This is a genomic window from Streptomyces sp. NPDC002566 (genome assembly GCF_042889585.1).
Lineage (GTDB): Bacteria > Actinomycetota > Actinomycetes > Streptomycetales > Streptomycetaceae > Streptomyces.
This window is the reverse complement of sequence record NZ_JBIARD010000015.1, coordinates 1-25,983: the sequence shown is the minus strand read 5'-3', so window position 1 is coordinate 25,983 and position 25,983 is coordinate 1. Positions and strand designations below refer to the sequence as shown.

Genomic DNA, 25,983 nt, shown 5'->3' with positions numbered 1-25,983 from the left:
GGTGTGAGTGGGCGGTGGGGTGGCAGTGGGTGGGCGTCAGCGGGATCGCGGGGTGGATGTCCTGGTAGGGGGTGCAGGACGGGGCTGTGGTTGCTGTCATGGGGTGACCAAGCGGCTGTTGTGGGGCGGCTAGCAGGTTGGTTGCTGGCTGTCATGGCTTGCGCTGTTCCTATGTGAGTGGCTGGCGGGGTCGGGTGGGCTGGGCCGTATGACGGCTTCGGGGGTTTCGGCGGGTGGGGCCGGGTCGGGATCGGCTGCTGTTGTGCCAGCCGGGGGTGTGCCGTTGGCGCGGGGTGTGGTGGTGCGCCGGCTTCTTGCGGTGGATGGGGAGGGGGCGCTGTCGGCGCTGCATGTGCGGATCGCGGCGGAGCTGGCGGGTGTGTCGGAGCGGACGGTGTGGCGTTGGCTGGCGGATGGACGCCGGGGCCATGTCGAGGCGCGTCCGCGGCAGGACGGGTTTTCGCTGAGTGACGCCTTGTGGGAGGTCCTCGCTGAGGCGGGTGGGAACGTCGCGGAGTTGCGGCGCAGGATGCTCCGGGCCCAGGAAGAGGGGGCGTTGGAGGAGTGGGATGCGGAGTGTGTGCCCTCGCTGCCGACGTTGCACCGGGTGATCAAGCGGGATCTGGGGGCGGGCCGGGTTCTTGAGGTGGCTCGTCCGGCGGGGGCCCGGGTGGGGCTGGAGCCGAGCCGGTATGACCGGGCACTGGCGGATTTGGGGCTCGTGGACGGGGCGGGTGGTCCGCTTGTTGTCGACGGGCCACCCGCCGACGTGCTGGTGCCGGAGGGCGCCGCGGATGCGGGGGTGCGGGGCGGCGGTGTGCGGTTGTACGTGCCGGGGGCCCGGCTGGTGTCCACACGGCAGGTGGCCGCTGTCGCGGAGGCTGTGGGGCATACGGTCGCGGCCCGCGGGATGTGCTGTGTGTACGGGGACACGGGCCTGGGGAAGACGGTCGCCGTCGAGCAGGCGTTGCATCTTCTACCCGGCCGGGTGCCGGTGTGGCGTGCGGTGGCCGACGTGGCGCCCGGTCTGCCGCAGCTGCGGGCCTCGCTGTGTGAAGCGCTCGGGCTGCCGTCGGGGGCGCTGCCGCACCGGGCCGGACCGGCCAGCCAGGCTCTGACGCGGGCACTGGCCGAGCCGGGTGTGCTGTTCATCGATGACGCCCAGCGGCTGACGCCGCCCTTGCTGGATTATCTGCGGCAGTTGTGGGACGCGCCGGGTTGTGCGGCGGCGCTGGTGCTGTGTGGGGCTGGAAGCGAGCGGGCCCTCGCCCGTGCTTCGGCGCTGCGCTCGCGCGTGCTGACCTGGCATCAGGTCGGCCGGCTTGAGCAGTCTCAAGTGCCGCAGACACTGACTCTGTTCCATCCCGTGTGGGCGCAGGCGAACCCGGAGGACCTTGCGCGGGCGGAGGAGCAGATGGCGCGCGGCAATTTCCGCACGTGGGCGAAGATCACGTCGCATGTCTACGCGGCCCGCGAGCGCGGCCCCGCACGGCGTGTGGACCGAGAGCTGATCGAGCAGGCCTGCGCGCGTCTTGGCCCCTACCCGTGACGGCCCGGGCTGCTCGGAGGGCTCGTGTACGGGGGGCCTTCATCTGTTCCGACGAGGTGAACGAAGGCGCGGTCCATGGAAGTGGAAGGGACGGAGGGTCACGGCGTGGACGGGCAGCCGATGGCGCCGCCGGAGGATCCGGCTGGTGTTCTGGGGGAGGTGTCTTTGACGGCGTTGCGGGCGCTGGCGGTGCGTCGTCTGCTGGCGCTGCGCGTCGAGCGGCGGCTGTCGCGGGAGCATGTGCGCCTGGCCGGGGAGTGCCTGGGGGTGTCGGAGCGGACGGTGTGGCGGTGGCTGGCTGAGGCCTCACGGTCACCCCGGGCCGCGATCCGCCCCGGGGAACGCAGCGGTGAGCGGTTCGAGATCACCAGGGAGATCCGGGTGCTGTTGGCGTACTGGCACGGCAACGCTTCTGCGGTCCACCGCCAGTTGGTGGACCGGGCCGAGACCGGCGGCCGTGACGGTCAGCCGACGACGGCGTCTGAATCCGCGGCTTGTCCTGCGGGCGCCCCGCTGGCTGTGGTGCCGCTGCTGGACCCGGTGCCGTCGCTGTCGACGTTCCTGCGCGCGGTGCGTCGTGATCTCACCGCGGGGGAGCGGGCTGGTCTTGCCGAGGGACCGGACGCGGCACGCGCGCACGACGTCTTCGGTGAACGGGCGGCCTCCTGGCGCAATCACGTGTGGGAGGCCGATCACGTCCAGGCACCTCTGCTGGTCGATGCGGACGGCGACCTGGTGCGCCCGTGGGTGACCTGGTTCATCGACACAGCCACCAAAGTCATCACCGGCACCGCGGTCACTCCTGGCGTCCCTTCCCGTGCCTCCGTGCTGGCCGCGCTGCGCGCCGCTGTGCTGCGTGAGGAGCCCTACGGCCCTGCTGGAGGGACACCGGAGCAGGTGCGGGTGGACCGGGGCAAGGACTTCCTGTCCACCGCCGTCACCGCGGCGTTCGGCACGATGGGCGTGACGGTGAAGGATCTGCCCGCCTACAGCCCCCATCTCAAGGGCACGGTGGAAAACCTCAACCGGGCCGTCGACCGGATGCTGTTTGCGGCCCTGCCCGGCTACACCCTCACCCCCGCCAGGCCCCGCTCCGGCCGGCGAAGCAAAGGCGCGGGCCGCAGACCGGAGACGTCCGGTGCCATGTCGTTTCAGGACTTCACAGCGGAGGTGCTGGCCTGGACACACTGGTGGAACACCGAGCACCGGCCCCAGGCGCTGTCCGGCCGTACGCCGCTTGAGGCATGGCAGGCCGATCCGACTCCCGTCACGGACGTCCCCGCCGCCGACCTGTGGACGTTCACTCTGGAGGGCGACGGCCGCCCGCGGAAGCTGACCAGCCACGGCGTGCGGTGGCGCGGGCGCACCTACATCGCCCCCTGGATGACCGGCCAGGCCGGCCGTAGCGTCACAGTGCGCTACATGCCGCACCACGATCACGAGATCGACATCTGTGACGCGAATGGCAGGTATCTCGGGCCCGCGCACCTCGCGGACGCGGCCACCCCCGAACAACTCGGGGCCCTGCGCGCGGCCCGTGCGGAGCGTGCCCGACGTCTGCGCGCCGAGGTGAAGGCCGCCGAGACGCTGCGCCGACAGCGCTTCGCCCCGGCCACCACGGCCGGGCCGGCCCAGAGGCTGGGAGCCCTCACCTCCGCTCAAGCCGGGGACGAACTGGCCGCCGTCGAGCACACCGACGCCTCGAAGCTGGCACTGCCGGACCTCATCCCGCCCGCCGCGCCACCGGCCAACTGGCGCACCCCGCCCTCCCTCGCCACCCGGACTACGCCCGGTCGGCCTGTTCCCGCCCCGTCGGATCCTGCCCCTGACTGCCCGCCCGCACGGGCCGCAGACCCTGCTGAAGACGGAGACGCCTCGTGACCGCGGCCACCTACCAGTACGTCGACCTGCCCGACGCCTCCGTGGTCACCACCCGCGCCCTGCTCACCGCTCGGGAGAACATCTCTGACACGGTCGCTGCCCGCGCGATGATGTGCATCCATGGCGGCGCCGGCTTCGGCAAGACCCTCGCCGTCAACACCTGCCTGCGCGCACTCGAACCCGGCGAGGACGTCCGCAAGATCACTTTCCGGGCCCGGCCCACCGCCCGCGCGGTGCGCTACGAACTGTTCACCGCGCTCGACCTGGCCGGCGAGCCACCGCGCCACCCCAGCGAGTTCGACCGTCTGCTGAAGACGGCTCTGGCCGAACGCCCCCGTACCTTCCTCGTCGACGAGGCCCAGTGGCTCAACGGGGAGGCGTTCGAATACTTCCGCTACCTCTGGGACGAACCCTCAACCCAGCTCGCCATCATCTTCGTCGGCGGCGCGGGCTGTCACACCGTGCTGCGCCGCGAACCGATGCTGTCCTCCCGTGTCTTCATCTGGCAGCAGTTCACCCGCCTCACCCCCGACGAGGTCCTCGAGGTGATCCCGCTGTTCCACCCGGTCTGGGCTGAGGCCGACCCCGTGGACATCGCCTTCGCTGACAGCCACGCCGCGCACGGTAACTTCCGCGCCTGGGCCCAGCTGACCGCCCACACCCGTACCGCACTGGCCCGTACGGGGCGTGCTCGCGTCGACCAGGAGCTGCTGCGCTGGGCCTTCAGCCGCCTCGCCTGACCACACCGTCCATGCCTCCTGCCCCGCCGCTGCCGTCCGTCACCGTGGTTCTCGACCGTCACGACGACGTGCTGTACACGCACACCGCTCTGGCCGCCCACCATCCGCCGTCCGGCCGGATCACCCTGCACCCCGGCCCGGGCACCACCAGCGAAACCGGCTTCGCCCACGACCTTCTCGGCGCCCTGGGCAAACCGCCCCTGCTCCCGGGCCGCTTTCCCGGCGGCCGCCAGCCCGCCTGGGAAGCCGCCACGGCCTGGATGACCGCCCTGCCCGTCACCCGGCTGACCGTCCTGCGCGCTCACCGCCTCACCGCCCGCCGCACGATGCGCCTTCTGCAGCTACAGGCCCGCACCGGTATCCACCTGACCCTGGTCTGCCACCGCCCTCACCTTCCCGCCGCTCTGCACCAGGCCCTGCGGACGGCCGATTACTCCGTCACCGACGACATCGAGGCTGCCCGCCGCCACTACTACGGCACGCCTATCGCCGAACCCCCGCCCCCAGACGAGCCCGCCGCGCCGGCCAGCCGGTGGCTCACCCTGCCCGCGCTGGAACGCCTCGTCTCCTACGACAGCCCCCGCCCCTGCGCCGACCCGTGCACGCCACCGCCGATCGCCTGGCGGCACCGCCCACCACCCGTGCCTCTCACCGCGCACACCGCCCAGCGAGTCGCCCACCGACTGCACACGGCGACCGCACACCCTCGCCTGGCCGCGACCCTCGCCGCCGCGCTGTTCACCGGCGCCTCCCTCCAGCAACTCGCCACCGCCCGCCCCCGCAGCTACGACGACGCCGCGGCCACACTCGCCCTGCACGACCGCGCCCGCTACACCGACGGCTGCGCCGCCTACCCCGTACCGCCCTGGGCGGGCGTCTTCCTGCGGGCCGCGACCTGCTTCACCCGGCTCCTCTCCGGCGAGGACCAGGAGCTGCTCGCCGCGACAGGTGACCGCGGGCACCTGCTGCGCATGGCGGAGACGGCCAGGCTGCGCCCGCCCCAGCCGCCCACAGCCCGCCGCAAAGGCCCGGTCGGTCGAGTGGAGTGGGACTGGCGAGAGCGGCAGGAAGCCGAGAGGTACCAAGCGATTCCGGCCGACCGAGCCAGGCCGTCGTGACGCTGACCACCCTGCAGTGCTCGCTCGATGGGCCGGGCTCAGCCGATCGAGAAGTCGGCGAACTCGACGTCGCTGAAAGCCACGTGCAGGCCGTGGGCCCGGCGGCCCCACTCGCGAAAGTAGGCGTGTCCCAGCGCCCGGGCGAGTATCACCGTCTGCTGCTGCTCGCCCGCGCCGGCATCCCGGGCGGCGAACAGCTCCCGGGCTACCTCTCCCGGCAGGTCCTGGGCGATCCACCGCACCCGCGGATCGTCCGAGGACCCCGCAGGAGCCGCGAACCCGAATCGCGCACGGGTATGGAAGACGAAGCCCTCCGCCTCTGCCTGGGCACGCCGACGGGCCCGTACCCGGGGCTGCCACCGAGCCAGAACCGCTTCCTCGATCGCATGGACTTGCAGCGGTCCCGGCGGACGACGTGCCTCGGCTCTCTTTGACACCCACCGCTGCACAGTGCGCTGCGAGACCCCCAGAACCGTGGCCACCTTCCGGGTGGAGCCCTGGTGCGTCGCCAGCAGAAAACGCAGGCGGGACTCGGTGCTTGAGGGAATGGGCCGGGTGCGCAACGCGCGCTCCAGTCCCTGCTCGATCTGTCCCACGTACGCCTCCTCAAGCGGCCAGTCGGGCAGAGCCCCCCGCAGTCCGCAGCGTCAGTTCTCGCACGTCGCCCGCCCCTGCCTGCCAGTTTCTGCATTCTCGGGACAGCGCCGGATGACGCAGGCTACGAGCCCCTTGGGGCACCGGTGACGAGCTGGCGACGCGCGACAGGACGGACGTCGTCGGAACCCCGGTCCGAGCCGTCGAAGGCTCACTGGGCGAGGGCACCGGACACGGCCCGCCCGCACGGCCCGCCCGCTACTCGTTTCCCCGCTCGGGTCTCTGGGGATGAGCGGCGCTGCTCGCGCACGACCGCGCTTTGTACCTATTCCGTACGCCATATGTACGCTTTCACGGTCGAGTAGGCGGCGCGTCCGCTGCGCCTGAGCGGTCGAGCCGTTCGCCATCAGGTCCAGCGCATGCCGATGGCGGACAGCTTTTCCATCCGCTCTGACGTCAGCGTCGCGGCTCGGCTGCGCTGGTTGCCGATCCATGCCCCGAGCCGGACCTGCCGCTCCTCCTGGTCTTCGCCGCTGCCCCCCTTCCCGTCGCCGACGACGATCGTCTCGACGTGCTTCCTCGGTACCCGAAGGTGCCCCTCGCGCTCGTAGAACTGTTTGGCGGCGGCGTAGTTCATGGCCCACTTGTCGGCCTGGGTGCGGCGCGGCTGGGGTTTCTCGTCCTCGGTCGCGGGCTCGATCCCGAGGATGTGCTCGCACATCCACTGCTGCACGCCTGTGAGCTTGTCCCAGCCGAGCCGGACCGAGCGCACCCACCGCCCCAGATCCTCGCCCTGGTGCATGACGGTGCCCGGCTCCGTCGGCAGCGCACCGCCCTCCTCCAGGTGCTGCCGGACCAGATGGAAGCAGCGCTGCCACTCGATCGGCCAGGCCGGGCACCACGACGGGTCGATGTTCTCCAGCTGCTCGCGGCGCTCCTCCGACAGCGCCCCGGCCGCAGACTGAACCGGCAGGCCCTGGGCACGCCGCTGCTCAATCTGCTGCGCCTTGCGGGCGGCGGCCCGTGCGTTCTTCAGCCAGGTGCCCACCCGGTATCCCTGGTAGGTGGCGTCCAGCGGGGCCAGGAGGTGCCCGTGTTCGGCCGCCCACCCGCGCGCGGCGGCCAGGCCCTCCTCCCACGCGACGTCGAAGTGCGACCAGACCATGCCCAGCTTCTCCAGCTGCCGGGCGCGGTCGGCGTCCATGTCGCCGCGGGCGTAGAACCTTCGGGCGTCGGCGATCCATTGCCCCAGTGGAAAACCGGCGAGTGCGGCCGGCCACGCCTCGGCCTCCGCCTCCTGGTCGTCGCGGCCGGGCACGCGGAACGTGAACGGCACCTTCAGGTCGTCGTGCTCACGGGTGTAGATGACAGCCGCCTCGATGCCGCGCCGCCAGTGCTCATGCTCGGGGTTGATGACCCGCAGGTTGATGAACACCGCCAACTGCGCCGGGTCACGCGGCGTCGAGAACTTCAGCAACTGCCGGGCAGGAGCCGACGGCCCGGACCCTTCCCCCTGACCTCCGCCCTCCTGGCCCCCACTACGGCTCTGAACGCCCCTCACACGGCTTGACGCCTGTTGCTCCGCCAACTGCTCCACGACCCGGGTGTCGTGCGCCCGCAGTGCCTCCAAGAGCTTGGCCAGCCCGCCGTAGGCCCGGCTCGTCAGCATGTTGGCGGCCGTCTCGCCCGGCCCGAGCAGCACCGGCACCACGAGCGAGGCCGTCTTGCCCTCGCCCGGCTGCATCCGCAGCGCCCGGCCCACGGCCTGGACCAGGTCCGGCATGGAGCCGCGTACATCTGCCCAGTACACGGAGTCGCAGTTTTTGGTGTCGACGCCCTCGCCCAAGACTTTCACCGAGCACAGGAAGCACTTCTCCACGACGGTGCCGTCCGTGGCGATCCCGGCGGCGAACTCGCCCAGTAGACGCTGCCGGTGCAGGGGCTTGTGGTCGCCGCAGAGCCAGTCCGCCCAGATCGTGGCCGGATACAATTCCGGGTCACTGGCGTGCAGCGCCGCGGCGACGTGGGGAAGGCCGGCCGCGAACGCTTCGGCTTCCTTCACGACGTGGTGGAAGACGAGCGTGCGGCGGAAGCCCTCCTCAGCGGACGCTTTCACCAGGGCGGTCTGCAGGGCGGCGAGCCGGGCCCCGCGGACCTCTGGCGAGCGGCCTTCGGCGCCAAGGAGCTGCGCGGCCTGGAACGCGGTGTCCGTGACGTCCACGCATACGACCTGGTAGGGGGCACAGATTCCCCGGTCGATGGCCTCCGAGAGCGTCAAAGTGAACGCCCTGCTGCCGAAGGGCCCGTCAGGATCGTTGTCCATGCTCGCGATCAGCTCGCCGGGGGCGCCGGCCTCGTCCTCGTCCCCGAGCTGCCACAGGCGGGGCGTGGCTGTCATGTAGAGGCGGCGCAGGGCGGGGATGCGGGTGTTGTCGTGGACGACGGCCCACGGCTTGCCCAGCCGACCGGAAGTCCGGTGCGCCTCATCGACCACGATCAGGTCCCAGCCCGGTGTCACGACCAGCCAGAGGTGAGGCCTGTGTCGACGACTTGAGAGCCTCTGGCCTGCGGGATCTCGACTAGGGCCGGACGACTCTCTGAAACGTCTGACCTGCTGCTTCTCTGATTCGAGGTCCTCTGACCTGGTACGCCGCAACTTGATCCGGACACACATCAACTGCTCTCGGACGCGGTATGAAGCAGCGACCGAGAAGGCTTTCGGGGTCCTGGGCGGTATGCCGGTGGGCGGGCGAGAGCCTGTGGCCCCGCCCGACTGCCGGTGGGTGCGAGGGCTTCCCACTTGGCCTTGCTTGCGGCGATGATCGGCTGAGCATGCCGATGGCCGTAAGCGCGGCGGCCCGACGCCTGGGAGATCGTTTCAGTGCGAGACCTGCCTGCCCCGAGCTCGACGGGTGTCCGTATTGCTGGTGACCGCTATCAGTGGCTGGCTGCGTGGCAGGGGTGTGTCGCCGCTGTCCGGGATGCGGCGCTGCGTGCGTCCAACCCGGTGGTGGCGGTGGGCGTCGAGGTCGACGACGCGGGGAACTTGGACGATGTCGTCTTGTACCGGCAGGTGCCGCCGCACACCTACATGCAGGTCAAGTACGCCGCGGACAGCTCTACCCCGGTCAACGGTGACTACCTGCTCAAGCTCAGCGATCGCGGCGGCCCGTCGATCCTGCGGAAGATGGCGCAAGCCTGGGAGAAGCTCACCGAGGGCGGCACTCCAGTCGATCTCGCGTTGCTGAGCAACCGGTCCCCGGATGCGGAAGACCCGCTGATCTCGCTGAGGGACTCCCGCACTCAGCTTCTGGTTCCGAAGGCGGCGCAGCAGGGCCCGGGCTCCAAGAAGGGTCAGGCACGCAGGCGTTGGGCCGACGGTGCCGGGCTGAGTGAGGACAGGCTGCTGGACTTGCTGAAGGTGCTGCGCTTCGACCTGGCACGAGACGTGATGCACCTGCATGAGCACTTGCAGATGCTGATGTTCGCCGCAGGGCTGCGGTTCAGCGAGGAGGCCATGCACTCCGGCGCGGACTGGGTGGCCCGTCAAGTCGCCGACGGGCAGCGCCGCCTGTCCCTGGCGGATATCAGGGAGGCGATCCGGGCCCTGGGCCTGGAAGCCGGCTCATCGCGTCCGGTGCTGTCCATCGCCACCCTGAAGCCGGATCCCATGGCGGAGGACGCCGATTACGCATTGGACTGGGTGGATCGCTTCGAGGGAGCCTCACCGTATGTGAAGCGGCGTCCGCTGGCCCCGGCCACCTGGGCGCAGTTGCAGGCGGACATTGAGGCCGCGCCGTACCGGATGCCGCCGGGCACCACCACGGTCGCTGTCACCGGCAGCCTGCGTCTGGCACCCGCTTTCGTGGTCGGTGCCGCCTTCCGCATGGTGGCCGGCTCCGACCTTGCCGTGGCTCAGCGTGAACAGCTGTGGTCATCCACCGCAGCGTACGACTCTCCGCTGACGCCAGCCGTCGATGAGCACACCCTTGACCTAGGAACGGATCTCGCCGTGGCCGTCGCGGTCGCCACGGACCCCACGCAGGACGTGCTGGACTTTTTGCGCGAGCATCGGGTGCCCGTCTCCCGGCTGCTGGTCTTGCGCCCGCCCGGAGGGGCGAAGGACAACTCCATCCCGGATGCCGCGACGGCCAGCGCGTTGGCCGTCGGTATCCGGGACTTGCTGCGCCGTGCCTGCCGCGCACATCCCGCGATCCACCTCTTCCAGGCTGGCCCCATGGGCCTGGCCCTGCTGCTGGGCAACCGGTGGAACCGGCTGCGCCCCACCACCGTGTACGAGGACGTCAACGCACAGCAGGTGTATGAGAAGGCCTTCGTCATCGACGCATGAGGGCTCGCTAAGCCCCTACGGTCCCGCCGCCGGAGGCGTCGTGGTGCCGCGTGCCAAGCGCATGTCATGGTGGAGCCGGGCGAGGCGGTCGCGGGCCGTGAGCCAGCCCAGCGCGACGGCGACCGGCAGCGGGCCGTGGAAGAACGCCAGCCCCTCCACCGCAGCGGTCCCGCCCAGACGCTGAGCCCGCTCCCCGGGCTGTCCCTTCGGGGTATGCCCGCCGGAGATGCGAGGAGTGTGTCTTCCCTGGCCGGCTGTCTCGTCCCCCTGCCGTTAGCCGAGGTTTGCATCGGTCCTGGGCCCGGCCCGGCGGGTCCTCGATGCGAGGCAGCAGCTCAGACGGTCCCTCTCACCTGCATCAAGCACGCGGCTCCGATGCGGATGGCCGCTGCCGTAAATGATCAACTAGTCCTGGTGCAGGAGGGTTTGTCAGTGGTGGGTCTTACTGTGGTGAACGAGCAGCCATAGATGCCCGTTTGTGGCCGCCGCGCCCCAGCCCGGGGTCGGCGGCCGCGGCGTGCACCCGGGCTGGACGACGCGCCCGAGGAGGCACACCGCATGGGGATCGACGACGCATTCGACGCGTTCCAGAAGACCGTCAACGAAGACATAGACAAAACCAGACTGGCCCGCGAGCGCAGGGACCTGTTCAAAACCGCGCTGTTGAGCGAGCCGGACGTCGTGGAGACGTTCGGCTCGGGTTCTCTGAGCCGCAGCACGCAGCACGCAGCTCAAGCCCATCCACGACGTCGATGTCGTGATCGTCTACGACCCCGACGAGCACCCCGAGTGGGGGAACGACGGCCCGAGCGCCCAGGACGCTCTCGAGCACGTCCGCACCCAGGTCAACCGGCTGCTGAGCCAGACCAACGGTACCCACGCCAACGAGGTCCGGCACACTCTCGTGCGCAATCACGCAGTCAAGTGCTTCCTGGACGACCCCGAGGACCGGGAGGCCTTCACCGTCGACGTCATGGCCGCCCTGCGCCAGGAGGACGGCTCGCTGCTCATCCCCGAAAAGCTGAACACCCGGTGGGTGCCGGCCAACCCGGAATACCTCATCGGCCAAGTCGCCGATCACCAGCGGGACTGGCCGCACTTCCGGCCTCTGGTCAGGGTCCTCAAACAGTGGCGGCTCACCGCCCCGGTCCAGGGAGGCATCAAGTCTCTCGTCATGGAGGTCCTCGCCCTCAACTGCATGCCCAGGTCCGGCAACCGCTCCCAGGCACTGAAGACGTTCTTCACCGCCGCCGCGGTCCGCGTCCACGAGGGCGTGTGGGACCCGGCGGGGCTGTGTGGTCAGATCCAGCCGGACCTGGACCATGCAGGTCTGTCCGATGCCTTCGCCGACGCAGCAGACCTCGCGGAGCGGGCCTGCGTTGCTGCCGCCGAGGCAGACACCGACAACGCGCTGCGGCTGTGGCAGAAGATCTTCGGCGACGACTTCCCGGCCCCTGCCGCTCCGGCCAAGCCAGCCTCACTGATCACCGGGACACCCGCGCTCATCACTCCGCGGCCCATCAAGGACGCACCCCAGGGATGACGACCGCACACACGCCCAACGGCCGCACGCACCACACCTGGTGGACGTGCGAACCGCGCCGACTGCACCGTGACCATGCGGAGATCACCGCTCAGTTCCCCGGCCTCGTCTGGAACGAGGCCGGAGCAGGGAATTGGGAGGGCAGGCTGCCCCGCTGGCCTTTCGAGAGGCCCGAGCCCGAGCATCTCACCGCCTGGATCGGCGAGGAAGGGCTCCTTGTGCGTCTGGAGTACAGCCAGGCCTACCCCATGGTGGCGCCCCGGCTTGTTCCCGTGGATCCACTGCCCGAACCGTTTGAATGGACCCAGCACCGCTGGCACGTCAACGGCGACGCCAGCCTGTGCCTTCTGCGGGACGACGTATGGACGGGCCGCGAGTCGGTTGTCGATCTGTTGCTGAAGGCCGCCGGCTGGCGGATCGAGTACGCGTTGATGAAACACCAGACGATCAAGCAGATGACCGGCAGCGGCATCGTCACCGACGATCGCCTCGACCACTTCCTGGCCCAGCCCCCGTCACCCGAGGACACCACTGACCACCCTGAGCTGGACACCGGCGGACAGGACGGTCCTTCGTGCTGATCCTCATCCCACAGGACGCCGCGACCACGCTCCGCGCCTCGGGCGCGTGGGGCCGACTGTCGTTGCGTATCAGCCATCCGGACGACCTAGCGGTGGTGGGCGGCATCTCCGAGGGCGGCGGCTCCATCATCTCGGTCGACCCGCCGCCCCCTGCCCCTCGCCTGCTCGCTGGCTGCGACTCCCGTCCTACCGGCTACTGGTACCAGGCCAACAGTGAACTGCACGCGCTCTGGTACCTCCTGCGGGCACGGCGGGGCACATCCATGAAGCTGGACGCGTTCAAGGACGCGGTGCCCAGCGGTTTCAAGACGCCGGGCGACGGCGGCTATGTGGCCATCACCCATGCCCCCGGCGTGAAGGACGCCTTCCCCGAAAGCGGTCTGCCCGACCTCGTCGCCTGGCACGTCACCCGCGCGGGCTTCCAGCCCATCGAGGCGTCGGCTGAGCCCGAAACCACCGGGATTCGGCAACTCGGCGGTCACTGGCCCGTAAAGGAACTGCAGAACACCCGCATCATGCTGGTCGGAGCGGGGAGCATCGGCTCGGCCACCGCCCACGCTCTGGCCGGTTACGGCGTCGGCCATCTCACCCTCGTCGACCCCGACCGCCTCGACTGGCACAACCTCGTCCGGCACACCAGCGCCCGCCGACACATCGGCCGGCACAAAGTCACCGCGCTCGCTGAGGAACTCGCCGCACTGCGCCCCGACACCACCGTCAGTGCTCTGGCCCTCGACGTCATCGAGCACGCCGACCACATCCGGGCCCTCCTCGCGGACACCCACCTCGTCGTATGCACGGCAGACGGAGTAGCCCCGCGCCGCGTCACCGGCCACTTGGCCCGCCGCGCCGGCCTCACCGCAGTGCTCGCGTGCGTCCTGCAGGACGGCGCCCTCGGTGAAATCCTGCGACTGCGCCCCTGGCCCCAGCACGGATGCCTCACCTGCAGACGCCGGACCCTCGCCGAGGCAGGCGGCCTCGACCCCGAGCCCGCCCTGGACGCCGGGTACGGCACCGGCACCCGCCACCGGCCGATGACCGCCGTCGGCTCCGACCTGCATCTGGTGGCCCAGCTCGCAGCCAAAACCGCCGTCGCCACCGTCCTCCAACGTGCCGGACACCCCGACCAGCGACTGCCGGGAGAGCATGCCCTGCTCGGCCTGCGTCGCCAACCCGACTGGGCCCCACCCTTCGACCTCCGCCACACCGCCGAGCTGCGCTGGCTGCCCGCTACACCACCGAGATCCGGCTGCCCCACCTGCGAAGCGCCATGACGCAGCAGCCCGTCACCGCCGTGCACCTCACCGCCCAGGCCTCCCGGATCGTCACCACCGAACTGCGCACGGCCGACCACAGCACGGAGACCGGAGGCATCCTGCTGGGACACCACACTCACGACACCGTCACCGTCCACCACGCCGGAACCCCCGGACCTGCCGCCGTGCGCACCCCTACCTACTTCCTCCGCGACCTGGCACACGCCCAGGCACTGGCCGACGAGGCATTCGCGAGCGACGGCAGCGTCTGGGTCGGCGAATGGCACACCCACCCCGCCAGCCGCCCCATCCCCAGCGCTCGCGACGCCGCCACCTACAGGAAACTTCTCAACGATCCGGAACTGGGCTTCCACAGCGTCATTGCGGTGATCTTCGCTCCCCGGGCAGGCCGTTGGGAGGGCGCAGCCTGGGCATGCCGCCTCGGCCGCATCGAGCCGGTGCAACTGCAGCTCTCCCGCTCTGTCGGATGAGACGCCGAAAGAAGCTCGGGTGCTCAGAACGGGGGCGCCAGAGCACGTCACCGTTCACCGGTGGCTGGCCAGCCGCACCGTAGAGCTCTCAGGCGACGGCTGCCTCTGCGGCAGCGCTCTCACCGTCGGCGTCCCGGCCGTCGGGCGGCGCCACGGATGCGGGGCCGCCGAACGCCCCGATGGTTCGACGCCGAAGCAGCAGGCTGCCCGCGGCAGCCGCAGCAGCCGGGCCGGTCGTGCACGCTGCACCGGACGGCGCGCCTTACCGGCGCGGTGTCAGTCGTCGTCGGGGTCGTTGCGGCCGACGAACATGTCGTCGAGGGCTTCTTTGGTGATGGCTTCGGTCTCGTCTTCGATGGCTTGCTGGGCGGTCTGGCAGATGAGCTGGTCGAGGGTGTCCATGTAGCCGCCGGTGCGCTCGTGGAGTTCTTCCTCGAGGTCCAGGAGCGAGCCGGGCTCGTGGTCGTAGAGCCGGAGGTTGGAGTCGTAGGCCCGCAGCACGGTGCGCCATCCCTCCTCCTGCCCCGCGTGGAAGGGGATGGGGTTGATCCGTATGACAGGCAGGCTGCTGCGGAACTGCTCGGAGGTGCGGGGCCGTTCGGTGCGGCGGCGGTTGTGCAGGCCCTCGTTGACGATGTCGGTGGCGCCGCGACCGCTGTAGATGACCGAGAGGCGCAGGCGGGCCTGGAGGCAGTCGAAGTAGTCGAAGGCACCGGCCAGGTCGCTGTCGTGGATGCGGTCGATTCCGTCGATGAGGAGCAGGGAGGTACGGCTTTCGCGCATGGCGTGGATGACCGGTTCGGTCATGTCGGTGCTGCGGTAGGTCCGCTTGTCGATGTTGACGGTGTGGTCCATGCCGAAGAAGTCCGCGAGCGGCAGGGACCAGTCCATGTTGCTTTCATGGCGCGGAGGGACGTTGATGTAGACGACGGGGGTCCACTCGCTGTCCGGCCTGCGCTCGGTTTCCAGTAGTCCCTGGTAGGCGCGTCCGATCTGGAGCAGCAGCGTGGTCTTGCCGGCACATCCATCGATGATCATGCTCATGCGTTTTCCGGTGGGGCGGAATCGGTTGGTGCGCAGGGTGCGCCGCGCGTCCTTCAGCCCCTGGGTCACATCGGGGGTGGAGACGGGGATCATCTCTCCGTGGTAGATCATCCGCGGGTCGGTGTCGGTGACCTTCGTGCCTTTGGGGGCGCAGTCCTGCAAGTCCGGCGGCTCGAGTTTGCGGTGCACGAAGTCCATGAACCCCTCCCGCACTGTGAGCAGTTCGGGATCCAGCGGCGACCACCGTGCAGCGAGAGCTGCGGGGGCGGCTGGTTTCGGGGCGGTGCGCGCAGCGTCCATCACGTCTCCTGCGGGTCTTGGCGGGGTGGGGGCGGGTCCTGATGGGGCCGCGGCGCAGGCCGCTCGGACGGATCTGCTGCCAATTCCCGGAAGATGTCGCCGGCTGATCCGCCCAGGCTGTGCGCTCCCGCCGGAGCGGGACGGCGCCGCGGGGGCCGGGGCCGGCCCGGCGACGTCGGCGGGGCGGCGGGTTCGGGCACAGCGGCCGGCAGCGCGGCACGGCGGCCCGGGAAGAGGTCCTTGGCATCGACGTTGAGGGACGGTGCGGGCGTCACGCTGCCGGGTTCGGCGCGGGTGATCCCTGCATACGGGTTAGCCGGTGTTTCGGCGATCTCCAGGGGCTGCGGAACGAACGCGGCCACCGGCTTGACGGAGGTGGAGGTGGGGGAGGGGCCGCGCCGTGCGCGGGCCAGGAGATCGTCCACGGCCCGGGCGATTTCTTCCTCGCCGCCTTCCCGGCCGACGAGGCCGGCGACGAGGTCGGCGGCCTTCTCCCACAGGTACTGGGTCCACGAGTCGCGGATCAGGTGCTGGCACTTGAAATCGAAGGGCACCCACGGACTGCGGGCGGGGTCCTTTTCGACCGTGTGGTCGTACAGCCACACCCGGCTGGGCTCGTAGGGGTTGTAGTAGATCGGCCAGCGCCGGCCCTGTCCCTTGATGCCGGTGTGCCGGTTCTTGAACTCCCGGATGCGATGGCTGACATACGTACGGTTGCCGATCTTGATGCCGTCGCGGGTGACGGTCCGCTTCGCCTGGAGGAGCAGCTTGCGGTTCTCATCCGGTGTGACCGGCCGCGGCACGGCGCCTTCCACGGCGACCGCCGCCGCATACATCTGGTTCGGGGTGAGGACCAGAGAAGGAAGGAAGGGGGAGCGCAGTCCTTCGTGCGGCCGCCGCTGCCATTCGGTGACCACCCACTCGTGCCACAAATCCTGCAGCTCGTTCAGCGTCCACAACCGCTCCTTGCCGACGTCGTCGCCGCGCGTGGCCAGGCTGTTGCCGGTGTAGCCGGCGACGAACTGGGAGAACATGCTCTTGACCGAGGCGTTGGTGCGTTCGATGACCGCCTTGTCGGTGGGGGTGCGCTCCCGGGCGGACTCCACCTCGATGCCCAGCATGCTGCACACGTCCTTGAAGTGCCGGGCTTTGAAGATCTTGGCGTTGTCGACGACCACCGTCTTCGGGCGGATCACCGGCCGGGCCGCGGCGCCGGCCATCCGCGGATCGCCGGCCAGCATCTTGGCGTAGGGCAGGTCCGAGTTGGCGGCCAGCGCCTGCGGCGACCAGCCGGGGCGCGCCGCGAGCGGCGCCATCGCCTGACCCAGCAGCAGCGCGGCATCCAGCGATTTGGTGCCGCGGCCGCCGCGGCGCCGGCTGCCCGGCCCCTTCTTCCGGCCCGAAGCCTTGGGAACGATCATGCCGGCGATGAAGCTGCGGCTGAGGACGTCGAGGGCGTAGGTCAACTCCACTGCCACGGGACGCCCGTCGTCGCCGAGCGCCAGGACGTCCAGCCCGGTGCCGTCGATCTCCACGCGTTCGCCCAGCAACGACACCGGCGCCGGATGGTAGGGAGGCTCGGGCGGGGCTGTGGCGTCACTGCCCAGCCCGGGCGCGGCCTTCAGCGATTCCTTCGAGATCCCCAGCCGCTTGAGCAGGTCGTAGAAGGTGGTACGGGCTGGCATCAGGTCGCGGTACTCATCCGGGTGCGTGCGGCGCAGCGCCGCGCGCACCCGTTTGTACAGCCGGGAGAAGGTGCCCGCCGACGCACCGCGCTGGGCTTTGTCCTCCTGTTGGATCAGCGCCACCACCCGCTCGTCGACGTTGCCGTGGACGGTGCTCGTGCGCAGCCACCGCTTGTCGACCAGGCCGAGCAGCCCGTGTGCTTCGTAGGCCAGGCATTTGCGCTGCACGGTAGCGACCGACCCGGTCAGGCCGGCCGCCTTCAGCTCGGCCGCCTTCAGGGCGTAGCGGGCGGTGCGGGTGGTGGTCGCCAGATCGTAGCCGCGCCGCGCAGTGAAGGCGCCGTCCCGGGCGCCGACAGGGCGGCCGGTCAGCACCTCCCGGACGTGCTCCTCCCAGCGGCGCACGTCCTTCAGCTGTTCTTCATCCAGCCGCTCCAGTACGGACAGGTCCGGCACCGCTCCCGGCTCCTGCGCCATCCCGTCGGCCTTCAACACGGCGAAGTCCGGGGCGGATACCAGGATGCAGACCAGTACCAGCGCGTCCTGGCCGCCGTCGTCCATCGCCGCCAGGTGCACGGTGGAACCCTGCAAGGCGCCCACCAGATAGCGGCCTGTCTTCCATTGGACCGTCATTCCCGGCCGGAGCGTCCCGGCCGGCGCGTCCGGGGCGTCGACCGGCAGGGAAAGGACGGCGCTCATGCTGCCGCTCCGGCCGCCCACACCAGGCTGTCGGGGGTCAGTGGCTCATCCCAGTGCGTCGTCAGGTCCTGCGTCCACAGCAAGTTCCAGCTGCTGGCACGGCCCTGTCCCGGAGGAAGATCCACCGCGTCGGCGCCCCTGCTCAGCGGCAGAGGGCGGGCGAATGCCTCCAGCAAGACGGCCCTGGCGCTGGCGTCGGCGAACTCGTCGTGACGGAACTGCGAGACGATGTACACATTGCGACGCAGCTGGCCGCCCGGGGCGCGGGCGACATCCACCTGCCATCCCGCCTGCGCGGCGGCTGCCTGTGCCACCGACCATTCCTGACCGTCCGGCTCCCTCCCGTCGGGGGAGTGCAGATAGAGGATCTGCTGCCCCTCGACGGTGCGCGCCATGAACGCCGGGTTCACCACCCCCGCACGCTCACCCTCGCGCCATTCGACCTGCAGCGACGGTGCAGCCAGGTGGACGATGCACGGATCGCGGTCGAGGAACATGGCCGCATACGCATGTTCCCGGGACCGGCAGCTGACGTCCTTCTTTGTGGTGGACGACCACCATTGGCGCACCTTCGACTTCCGTCCCCGGTAGGCGCGCTGCTCGTGCAGCACCGGCCATTCCTCCACCGGAAGTCCGCGCAGCGCCCGTGGAGTGCCGAGGCGCTCGCGGCCCATGTCGTCGCGGTAGCGCACCTGTAAGTCCACGAGCTGCTCCCCTCGTGCCGCGCCGTGCCGTGCTGCGCGGCAGATGTCCACCAGGCTCCGGGCCTCCTGCGGCCTCGTGGGAAACAGCCGCAGTGGTTCACCCGAAAGGATGCAGATGCCCTTGCTTCCTTGACGGCGTTTGCCTGCTGCTGGATAGTCGCTGGGCGCTGATCAGGCAATGCCACAGCAGGCGTACGCGGCGCGGACGACTACAGAAACAGCCGGTCCATCGAGTTGGGCATGCGCACCCACGGCAAGCATGTCAGTTCCTCCACCGGTGCCAAAGGGGAGGGCAGGGCATGACCTGTCGCCCTTCGTACGTCGACGCTTGCGGGCACTTCCCCGCTGGAAAGCTGCGGAATGCCCCGCTGCAGAGGCCGGTGCTGACGGTGCCAGACGGTCAGTGGCTCGATAAACCGGTAGCCGTGCCGGTGCGTTATCCGCGGCAGCCAGTCCTGGTACTCGGTGCTGCGCAGTACGCCGTTCAGGCGGCGCACCTCGAGCCAGGCCAGGTCCCGGGTCAGCAGCGAAAGCCGGCTGAACTGCGCCAGGGGCCGCACCCGCTGCTCGCCCAGCTGCGCCACAAGGACACCCCACTGCTTCGTCTGCGCTGGGTCCTCTAGATACCCGGAGCGCACGAGGATGGAACAGGCGTCCGCGAACACCCACCGTCCGGCAGGGCCCAGGCGTTTGCGCACCCGGTTCAGGCGCTGCTGCGCGCGCACGACCTCCGCGAGCTCGCTCAGATCGACGTAGGGGGGGTCGGTGCTGCGGGAGTTGTCCGTCCAGCGCTGGTGGCGCAGGCACACCTGCCAAGGGTCGGGAAGGATCAGCCAGGCGGGCGAGCGGGTGCCGCGGCGCGCCGCACACAGGGAGCAGGCCTGCACGATGTAGCCGGCCCGCGCGTCCCAGGGCCATTCCCAGTCGTCCTTGGCGTTCTTGGGCATGAGGAATTCGTCGCGTAGCCCGATCAGACGCTCCTGCATCTCGGCGACGGTGTGGCCGGCCAGGGTGGCCAGCCGCTCGCGCGCATAGCGGCTGACATACATCTCGGTGTACTGGGGATCGACGGGCACCGGGCCGGTGCCCATGCTCCGCAGCACCTCTTCCGTAGGGCGGTTGTTACGGGCAGCCAGCCGCGTCACGTACGAGCCGGTGGACTCGCCCTGCAGAAACCGCAGCCGCAGATGCATCCGGCGCCGCCCGAGCCATTGGTCCCGCTTCTCCGCCACGACGGCGCTCCTTCCGGGATGTCCGGCCGCGGCTTCATCTAACTGCCGCCGCCCCCGGCAGGCAGCCCAGGCTCACGAAACGGTCCCACCTGGCCTACACCCGGTCCCAGAGGCGACCCCTTACGCACACGCGAAGAAAACAAAGAGCAGCTTCGATCAGCGTCGGCCGGACCTTGCAGGAAAGCTGCCAGGCTCTCCACTGCAAAAAGGCTGGTGAAGGTGCCCTGCGGGCACGGAGTTCCGCGGCAAGGGAGTCAGCGCGTCACATGTCCGGCCGTGTTCAGCTGCGCCCCCACCAAAGAGAAGCCGTCGCGGCGGGAGTGGACGCCCTGAGCGGCACGCGACACGCGGCCGCGACCATCATTGCCGCCTGCGGCACCGGCAAGACCCTCATCGGCAAGCGCGTCGCCGAGCACTTCGCTGCGCGGGGCCCCGTCCTCGTCCTCGTCCCGACTCTTGAACTCCTGACCCAGACCGCGGCCCGCTGGCTGGCCGACGGCGGCTTCGACCAGCTCATCGGCGTGTGCTCACTGCCCGGCGTTCACGACCGCAGCCTGCGCGGCCGTCTGCTGCTCACCGCAGACGCCCGGGTCCTGGCCCGCCGCGTCGCCGAGGGAGGACGCATCGCCGTCTTCGCCACCTACGCCTCCCTGCCCACCATCGCCGAGGCCCACCGCGGCGAACGCCTGCCGCCCTGGGCCTTCGCCCTGGCCGACGAAGCCCACCGCACCAGCGGCGACTGGGACAAGCGCTGGGCGCTCATCCACGACGACCGCGCCATCCCGGCCGCGCACCGCCTCTACATGACCGCCACGCCCCGCAACTGGCGCACCACACCCAACCCGAAGGCGCGCACCCGGATCGAACGACTCGCCTCGATGGACGACCCCACCATCTACGGCCCCGTCGTCTACCGCCTGGACCTGGCCGAGGCGATCGAACGCGGCATCCTCGCCGACTACCAGCTCATCGTGCCGGAAGTCCACGACAGGATGCTGCGCGACATCCTCCACGACCCCCTGCCCACCCCCCATCAGGACGGGCTACGTCTGGCCGCGATGCAGGCGGCCCTGCTGATGTCCATGGCCGAGCACGACGCGCGCCGGGTACTGTCCTTCCACGGCCGGATCGCCGCCGCCCGCGGCTTCGTCGCCTCTCTGCCCGAGACCGCCGACGTGCTCGCCGACCGCACCGGCATCCGCAACCCCTGGGCACACGCCCTGCACTGCCACCAGGCGCCCTGGCGACGCCAGCAGATCTTCCACGAGTTCGAGCACTTCTCCGCCCACACCCCAGGGAGCACCGCCAGCAGCCACGACTGCGCCGTACTCGCCAGCGTCCGCGTGCTGAGCGAAGGCGTCGACGCCCCCGACACCGACGGCATCCTGATCGCCGATCCGCGCCGCAGCCCCAACCACATCGCCCAGAGCATCGGCCGGGCCCTGCGCAAACCCCCGGGCCAGGCCAAGTGCGCCTCCATCTTCATCCCGGTCTACATCGCACCCGGCCAGTCCACCCGGCAGGCCATGGAATCCTCCTCCTTCTCGGACTTCTGGCGCTTCTTCAACGGCCTCGCCGTCTACGACACCAAGGCGTACCAGCGCTTCGGCCCCTTTTTGAAAGCGCGGCCACAACCCCTTGCACCTCGCCCGCACCGTGCCCGCGAGATCACCCGCACCCTGAAACTGCGCACCCACAAGGCCCCCAACAACGCCTTCTGGAACGACGGCCTGCAGGCAGCCCAGGCCTTCCGCACCCGCCACCATCACCTGAACATCCCCAGCGAACACGTCACCAGCGACGGCTTGGCCCTGGGCCAGTGGATCGGCCAGCAACGCTCTCTCTACGCCGCAGACGCCCTGCCGGCCGACCGCATCGCCGCCCTCACCAGCATGGGACTGTCCTGGCCGCATCCCCCCGAAAGCTTCGAACACCACCTGGCCCAGATCACCGCCTGCGCCGCCCGCCACGGCACCCTCGCCCTGGGCAAGAACGCCCACGGCGGCGACCGCCGCCTGGCCGCCTGGCTGGAGACCATGCGCCGCCGCGCCGACACCGGCCAGCTCGCCCCTGCCCGCATCGCCTCCCTCAACGCCGTCGACCCCTTCTGGAACCCGCCCTGGAGCCTGCGCTGGCAGTACACCTACGCGCAGATCAGACGCCGTCTGACCACCACCACCTGGCGGTGCACCTACCACCGCCACGACAGCCGTGACTCCGCCTGGGACAGCTGGCTGGACCGCCAGATCACCCACTTCCACCTGCTCGATCCCCAGCAGAGGCATCTCCTGGCCGCCCTGGCCGGCGCCTGCCCCGACGCCCACCCCCACGCCATGCTGCTGACCCGTCCCACCGGCCTGCGCGAGCGGGCCTTCAACCGCGGCCTGCGCGCGGCACGCCAGTACCACCAACGCCACGGGCACCTCGACATGCCCAAGGACCACACCGAAGAGGTTTTCGGCGACTACCCCGTCCACCTCGGTGCCTGGCTGGCGCGGCGGCGCAGGGACAGCGCCCAGATGACCCCCCGCCAGCAAGCGGGCCTGGCAGCTCTCGGCTTCGAGACGATGCCCATCTTCCTGCCGCCCGCACAGCCATTTCGCGACGCAGCTGCCTGAACCAGCGACCACGCTCCGCCGGGCGGCCGGAGGTCAGCCTTTACCCGTGCCGGCCGCGAAGTAGAAGACGCGCGAGCCGCGCTTGGACCGCGCCGCCCGCCCCTGCTCGACCAGCGCCTCCAGCGCGTGACGCATCGCAGGCTCCTTGATCCTTCGGCCGGGGTGCGCCCGGGCCAGCGCGGTGGCGACATCGTGCGACGAGCAGGGCTCGCCCCGCCGTTTCAGCTCATCGGCCACCAGATCCCGCAGCGTCGGCGCCTGCTGCGCGGCCGCCGGCGTTTCATCCGGTGCCCCGGCATCCCGGCGACCACCAGGAGCGCCACCGTCGTCCGTGTGCGGCACACCGTCGGACACGGGCGCAGCGGCAGGACCGCTGCCGGTCGTGGCTGCACGGTCCGGCCCTGGTTCGGGGCAGGCGGCGGGGGAGTGACCGGACAGGGCCTCCCGCATGCTCAGCAGCAGGGCGTGATTGCCCTCCAGGGTGTGCAGCTGATCCTGCAACGCGTCGATTTCCGTACGGACACGCTCGCGGTCTTTCTCGACGAGCTCCAGGTCGGCATCGATCTTGGCCGCGTAGTTCGTTCTGAGGGTGAGAAGTTCCGGGGTCGCTTCCACTATGACGGCCAGCCTCCCGCAGCAGTGCGCACTCCGGGGGACGTTAGCGTCCGCACGGCGCTGCCCGGCGACTGTGAACGAGAAGGGACCGATCTTTGCCCGACCATGTGCGCACGTGGTCAATTGTCGTCATTATGCGACTGGTTCCACATTTCCCATGAGCCGCGCGAGCGGTGAGCCGGTGGACCGGCACGGTGTGTGCAAGCAACAGCAGGGACCAGCCTGTCGCGCCTCTGGACACGTGAACCACGCGAATCCTTGTGGGTGAGAGCGGAGAGCAAGGCAAGGGGCCGTCCAGCTGTGAGGGGACCTCAGGCCGGGCTGGGAACTGCTGGGTGCTGCCGCCCCGTGCCGTTCCCTGACCACCGGGCGGCCCACTGCCTTCGCCGGCCTGATCCATCTGGTCTGCTGCGGCGGGCCGATTGGTGAACCGCTCGGGTGTGATGGGCACGGCGCAGGAGACCGGGGCGCCCTGGCTGGCAGCTGCATGCCGACCGGGTCAGGCGGCGCCGAGTTGGGGGGCGTGCCGCTGCTGCATGGTTCCGAACGCCTCGTCGAATGCGAGGGAGCGTCTCATGGGTACCAGGTGGTAGGGGGAGCCTGAGCCTGCGGCGGGTTGCGGACCTGTGCGGCCCAGCATGAGGACGTCCAGGGGAGTGAGGACGTCGAGGTTGTCGAAGACGTAGCAGATCGGCAGCTGCGTCCATGCGGCGAGCTGGAGGTGCGCTGTGACGGCGGCCCGCTCCACCGCGTGGCGGTGGGTGATGCGGCTGGTCATGCGGCTCTTGCAGTCGATCAGAAACACCTGACGGTCCTTGGCGGCCACCAGATCGGGTGTCCAGCGCAGCGAACTCTCGGTGCCCCGCAGGGCGACTCGCACCGCCTCGGTCAGCACGCCCTGGCCCCAGGGGCTGACGTTCCATCCGCGCAGGGCGAGTTCTTCGGCGACGCGCCTTTCGTGTGCGTCGCCCACGGCCTTCCTCTGCTGAAAGCTCGGCATACCGGCAAGTGTCGCTCTCCTCCTCGAGCCCGAAACAACCCGGTGCCCCGTCTCGGACACTCCTGGCCAGGGGTGTTGGCGGTCGTTGTCGTTCATTGGCGTTCATGGGTGTCCGCCGGTGTCTCCCTGCGTCTCATGGCGTCTCACTCTGCCTCGAAACAACATGACCGGATCTGACTCCTGCGGCCGTGGACCGGGAGGTGCGGCCCACCTGCCGTATGTCTCTTCGTCCCGCCGTGGCGGGACCGGACGATGGCGGGACGCGGCTCGGCCGTGCCGCCTTCCGCGCCGTTTCGGAAAGGGACGGGAAGGCTGCCAGGTGCTCACCTTCCCGGTGCGGCGCTGTTCGTTGCGCCGCGTTCGGGGAGGAGACGCCAGGTGATCTCGTCGTGCTCCCTGAGGTGCTGCCAGGCGTCAAGGAGACGGCAGCGGACCAGTTGGTCAAGGAGATCCTCCACCTGCTGCGGGGACTGACCGCCCAGCCGGGCAAGCACGTCGAGTTCCGCACTGCCGAAGCTGTCAGACGTGTGAGCTGCCAGGATCAGAGCGGTGAGCTGCACCGCGGGAGACATCCCGCGCGGCGCGACCAGCGGAACAGGGTGCAGGGCCCAGTGCGCCGCGCGGGCGCGGGCGCCGCGACCGGATGTCTGGGTCTGCATGTCCGCATCGAGCAGACGCGCTTCCACGTGGGGACGCCGCGGGACGGAACAGCGCAGCCACCCGGCATGTTCCAGTTCGCTCCACAGTTCCGCACGGCCGTGCAGCCGCATGCTGCGCAGAAGACCGCTGGGGAGCCGGACGCGGCCTCGGCCGTCGGCGCGCAGGGCGCACTGTAGGGCCAGCAGCCGGGCGGCGGAGGAGGAGAAGCGGGGCAGCGCCACCCCGAGGTAGGTGAGCATTTCCCGGACACGCTGCCGCTCGCCCGGTCCGTGCGGGGGACGAGTGCGCCGGGCTGCCGCACCGGCCGGCCGCGGGCGTGTGGAGGCGAGCAGGGTGTCGGGTACGACGGCGGTGTTGGTGGTGGCGGCCGCGCAGGCGGCGCATGCGTCCGCCAGCCGCCACACGCGGCCGCTGCGGTCGCAGGTCAGCGCCAGGAGCACGGGGCCGGCGCAGCCGCGGTGGCGCGGGTGCCAGGAGCAGTTCCGGGCCCGGCACTGACAGGTCCGCAAATGCCCGGGCAGCACGTCGCGTCGGGCGTGACGGGCCAGGTGCGTCAGGGCGACGGAACGGGCTGAGGCGGCCTGCAGCCGGTAGCCGTGCAGCGTGCATTGCGGGCAGCTCAGCAGCGGCCCGCCCGGCTGCGGGTGCAGCTGAACCGTCCAGATGCGCTGCACTGTCTCGTGCGTGGAGAGCCTCATCGGGCTCGCTGTCCTCCGATCTGCGGGCCGTCGAACGGGTGCGTCACAGACGCCGGAGGCCGGGAGCTGAGCGCTCCGCAGCGCCGATCCCCGCACCGCCGACGTCACTCCTTCCCTAGCAAATAGTGCAGAGGTCTGCACTGACAGGGCAGGGTTCTGCACCGTCGGATGGTGGGGTGACGATCTTGCCGCCCGACCCCGACCTCGCCGCGCTGCGCGTGACGCTCGCGCGCCTGAGGGTCGAGCGCAACTGGACCTTCGACGAACTCGCCCGCCGCAGCGGTCTGGCCCGGCGCACCCTCATCGACCTGGAACACGGCCGCACCACCGGCAGCGTCACCACCTGGCACGCCCTCGCCCACGCCCTCGGCGTCCCCATCGACGAGCTCCTCGGCTCCCTCTGCGCAGACCACGCCCCACCCGGCACGCCGCAACTGTGAACCGCCCGTCAGGCGCCTCCCTCGCCCCGGTGCGACATCACCTGAACAGGCGACCCGTCCTCGATCGCAGGTCCGCTCACTCGTGCGGGCGTTCCCCGGGATTGCGCCATCCGCAGGACACCGTGAGCAGCCGTCCCGGTGCGGCGGCGCGCCGCCTGGCACCTTCACCGCCATGTGCCCCAAC

General features: G+C 70.3%; 21 protein-coding genes. 11 read left to right on the top strand and 10 right to left on the bottom strand.

From position 1 onward, the window contains the following. The first annotated feature begins 283 nt into the window (after window positions 1-283). The 4 genes from ACFYXA_RS34830 to ACFYXA_RS34815 all read left to right on the top strand — a co-directional run bounded on the left by ACFYXA_RS34830 (window position 284) and on the right by ACFYXA_RS34815 (window position 5,288). Window positions 284-1,549 carry an AAA family ATPase gene (locus tag ACFYXA_RS34830; RefSeq protein WP_389040671.1) on the top strand — a complete coding sequence of 422 codons (1,266 nt, stop codon included), beginning with the start codon at window positions 284-286 and terminating at the stop codon, window positions 1,547-1,549. A 189-nt stretch (window positions 1,550-1,738) separates the two neighbouring features. Beyond that, entirely contained in the window at window positions 1,739-3,430 is a 1,692-nt protein-coding gene (locus ACFYXA_RS34825) for a Mu transposase C-terminal domain-containing protein (RefSeq protein WP_389040674.1), read from the top strand. Next, window positions 3,427-4,170 carry an AAA family ATPase gene (locus tag ACFYXA_RS34820; RefSeq protein ID WP_389040668.1) on the top strand — a complete coding sequence of 248 codons (744 nt, stop codon included), beginning with the start codon at window positions 3,427-3,429 and terminating at the stop codon, window positions 4,168-4,170. Before ACFYXA_RS34825 ends, ACFYXA_RS34820 begins: the two co-directional genes overlap by 4 nt. 11 nt (window positions 4,171-4,181) lie before the next feature. Beyond that, window positions 4,182-5,288, top strand: coding sequence for a hypothetical protein (locus tag ACFYXA_RS34815; protein ID WP_389040665.1), 1,107 nt, complete (start codon window positions 4,182-4,184; stop codon window positions 5,286-5,288). 38 nt (window positions 5,289-5,326) lie between these two features. On the opposite strand, the gene tpg is transcribed toward ACFYXA_RS34815, so the two are convergent. Continuing rightward, window positions 5,327-5,884 (bottom strand): telomere-protecting terminal protein Tpg, encoded by a 558-nt coding sequence (gene tpg, locus ACFYXA_RS34810; RefSeq protein WP_351095788.1) that lies wholly within the window; start codon window positions 5,882-5,884, stop codon window positions 5,327-5,329. A gap of 404 nt (window positions 5,885-6,288) precedes the next feature. Further along, window positions 6,289-8,400, bottom strand: coding sequence for a Helicase associated domain protein (locus ACFYXA_RS34805; protein ID WP_389040660.1), 2,112 nt, complete (start codon window positions 8,398-8,400; stop codon window positions 6,289-6,291). A gap of 363 nt (window positions 8,401-8,763) precedes the next feature. Here ACFYXA_RS34805 and ACFYXA_RS34800 point away from each other — a divergent pair, with 363 nt between their 5' ends. Further along, the gene (locus tag ACFYXA_RS34800) at window positions 8,764-10,233 is read left to right on the top strand and encodes an SAVED domain-containing protein (RefSeq protein WP_358484754.1); all 1,470 of its coding nucleotides are present in this window, start codon (window positions 8,764-8,766) and stop codon (window positions 10,231-10,233) included. Between the two features lie 15 nt (window positions 10,234-10,248). On the opposite strand, the gene ACFYXA_RS34795 is transcribed toward ACFYXA_RS34800, so the two are convergent. Continuing rightward, window positions 10,249-10,392 carry a hypothetical protein gene (locus ACFYXA_RS34795; RefSeq protein ID WP_389040655.1) on the bottom strand — a complete coding sequence of 48 codons (144 nt, stop codon included), beginning with the start codon at window positions 10,390-10,392 and terminating at the stop codon, window positions 10,249-10,251. Between the two features lie 598 nt (window positions 10,393-10,990). Between ACFYXA_RS34795 and ACFYXA_RS34790 the strand changes: the two genes are divergently transcribed. From ACFYXA_RS34790 to ACFYXA_RS34775, 4 genes are read left to right on the top strand one after another with little or no spacing between them, the layout of a single operon-like run. Beyond that, entirely contained in the window at window positions 10,991-11,776 is a 786-nt protein-coding gene (locus ACFYXA_RS34790; RefSeq protein WP_389040651.1) for a hypothetical protein, read from the top strand. Beyond that, complete coding sequence (locus ACFYXA_RS34785) at window positions 11,773-12,357, top strand: hypothetical protein (RefSeq protein ID WP_389040648.1); 585 nt, start codon at window positions 11,773-11,775, stop codon at window positions 12,355-12,357. The genes ACFYXA_RS34790 and ACFYXA_RS34785 overlap by 4 nt, the downstream gene beginning before the upstream one ends. Then, window positions 12,351-13,631: a HesA/MoeB/ThiF family protein gene (locus ACFYXA_RS34780; RefSeq protein WP_389040645.1), complete on the top strand. Its 1,281-nt coding sequence runs from the start codon at window positions 12,351-12,353 to the stop codon at window positions 13,629-13,631. Before ACFYXA_RS34785 ends, ACFYXA_RS34780 begins: the two co-directional genes overlap by 7 nt. Further along, window positions 13,628-14,104 (top strand): Mov34/MPN/PAD-1 family protein, encoded by a 477-nt coding sequence (locus ACFYXA_RS34775; RefSeq protein WP_389040642.1) that lies wholly within the window; start codon window positions 13,628-13,630, stop codon window positions 14,102-14,104. Before ACFYXA_RS34780 ends, ACFYXA_RS34775 begins: the two co-directional genes overlap by 4 nt. A gap of 276 nt (window positions 14,105-14,380) precedes the next feature. Here the strand turns inward: ACFYXA_RS34775 and ACFYXA_RS34770 are convergent, their stop codons facing one another. From ACFYXA_RS34770 to ACFYXA_RS34755, 4 genes are all read right to left on the bottom strand, one after another. Then, window positions 14,381-15,448, bottom strand: a complete 1,068-nt coding sequence (locus ACFYXA_RS34770; protein WP_389040637.1) for an ATP-binding protein — start codon at window positions 15,446-15,448, stop codon at window positions 14,381-14,383. Then, a complete protein-coding gene (locus ACFYXA_RS34765; protein ID WP_389040634.1) occupies window positions 15,448-17,832 on the bottom strand; it encodes a Mu transposase C-terminal domain-containing protein in 2,385 nt (794 codons plus the stop codon). Before ACFYXA_RS34765 ends, ACFYXA_RS34770 begins: the two co-directional genes overlap by 1 nt. Next, on the bottom strand, window positions 17,829-18,536 hold the full coding sequence (locus ACFYXA_RS34760; RefSeq protein WP_389040631.1) for a hypothetical protein: 708 nt from the start codon (window positions 18,534-18,536) through the stop codon (window positions 17,829-17,831). Before ACFYXA_RS34760 ends, ACFYXA_RS34765 begins: the two co-directional genes overlap by 4 nt. Before the next feature lie 209 nt (window positions 18,537-18,745). Beyond that, window positions 18,746-19,768: a TniQ family protein gene (locus tag ACFYXA_RS34755; RefSeq protein WP_389040628.1), complete on the bottom strand. Its 1,023-nt coding sequence runs from the start codon at window positions 19,766-19,768 to the stop codon at window positions 18,746-18,748. Window positions 19,769-20,034: 266 nt separating this feature from the next. On the opposite strand from ACFYXA_RS34755, the gene ACFYXA_RS34750 reads away from it, so the two are divergent. Then, a complete protein-coding gene (locus ACFYXA_RS34750) occupies window positions 20,035-22,386 on the top strand; it encodes a Helicase associated domain protein (protein WP_389040625.1) in 2,352 nt (783 codons plus the stop codon). Window positions 22,387-22,419: 33 nt separating this feature from the next. Here the strand turns inward: ACFYXA_RS34750 and ACFYXA_RS34745 are convergent, their stop codons facing one another. The 3 genes from ACFYXA_RS34745 to ACFYXA_RS34735 all read right to left on the bottom strand — a co-directional run bounded on the left by ACFYXA_RS34745 (window position 22,420) and on the right by ACFYXA_RS34735 (window position 25,359). After that, window positions 22,420-23,001 (bottom strand): hypothetical protein, encoded by a 582-nt coding sequence (locus tag ACFYXA_RS34745; RefSeq protein WP_389040622.1) that lies wholly within the window; start codon window positions 22,999-23,001, stop codon window positions 22,420-22,422. 499 nt (window positions 23,002-23,500) lie between these two features. Then, the gene (locus ACFYXA_RS34740) at window positions 23,501-24,001 is read right to left on the bottom strand and encodes a hypothetical protein (protein WP_389040619.1); all 501 of its coding nucleotides are present in this window, start codon (window positions 23,999-24,001) and stop codon (window positions 23,501-23,503) included. Between the two features lie 323 nt (window positions 24,002-24,324). Continuing rightward, window positions 24,325-25,359, bottom strand: a complete 1,035-nt coding sequence (locus tag ACFYXA_RS34735) for a hypothetical protein (protein WP_389040616.1) — start codon at window positions 25,357-25,359, stop codon at window positions 24,325-24,327. Window positions 25,360-25,535: 176 nt separating this feature from the next. On the opposite strand from ACFYXA_RS34735, the gene ACFYXA_RS34730 reads away from it, so the two are divergent. Next, a complete protein-coding gene (locus ACFYXA_RS34730; RefSeq protein ID WP_358484730.1) occupies window positions 25,536-25,799 on the top strand; it encodes a helix-turn-helix transcriptional regulator in 264 nt (87 codons plus the stop codon). Window positions 25,800-25,983 lie beyond the last annotated feature (184 nt).

Bases quoted from the DNA above. Each gene is read 5' to 3' on its own strand.
- ACFYXA_RS34815 (WP_389040665.1), top strand. From the start codon at position 4,182: ATGCCTCCTGCCCCGCCGCTGCCGTCCGTCACCGTGGTTCTCGACCGT.
- ACFYXA_RS34735 (WP_389040616.1), bottom strand. From the start codon at position 25,359: ATGAGGCTCTCCACGCACGAGACAGTGCAGCGCATCTGGACGGTTCAG.
- ACFYXA_RS34770 (WP_389040637.1), bottom strand. From the start codon at position 15,448: ATGGACGCTGCGCGCACCGCCCCGAAACCAGCCGCCCCCGCAGCTCTC.
- ACFYXA_RS34740 (WP_389040619.1), bottom strand. From the start codon at position 24,001: ATGCCGAGCTTTCAGCAGAGGAAGGCCGTGGGCGACGCACACGAAAGG.
- ACFYXA_RS34750 (WP_389040625.1), top strand. From the start codon at position 20,035: ATGTCCGGCCGTGTTCAGCTGCGCCCCCACCAAAGAGAAGCCGTCGCG.
- ACFYXA_RS34775 (WP_389040642.1), top strand. From the start codon at position 13,628: ATGACGCAGCAGCCCGTCACCGCCGTGCACCTCACCGCCCAGGCCTCC.
- ACFYXA_RS34785 (WP_389040648.1), top strand. From the start codon at position 11,773: ATGACGACCGCACACACGCCCAACGGCCGCACGCACCACACCTGGTGG.
- ACFYXA_RS34765 (WP_389040634.1), bottom strand. From the start codon at position 17,832: ATGAGCGCCGTCCTTTCCCTGCCGGTCGACGCCCCGGACGCGCCGGCC.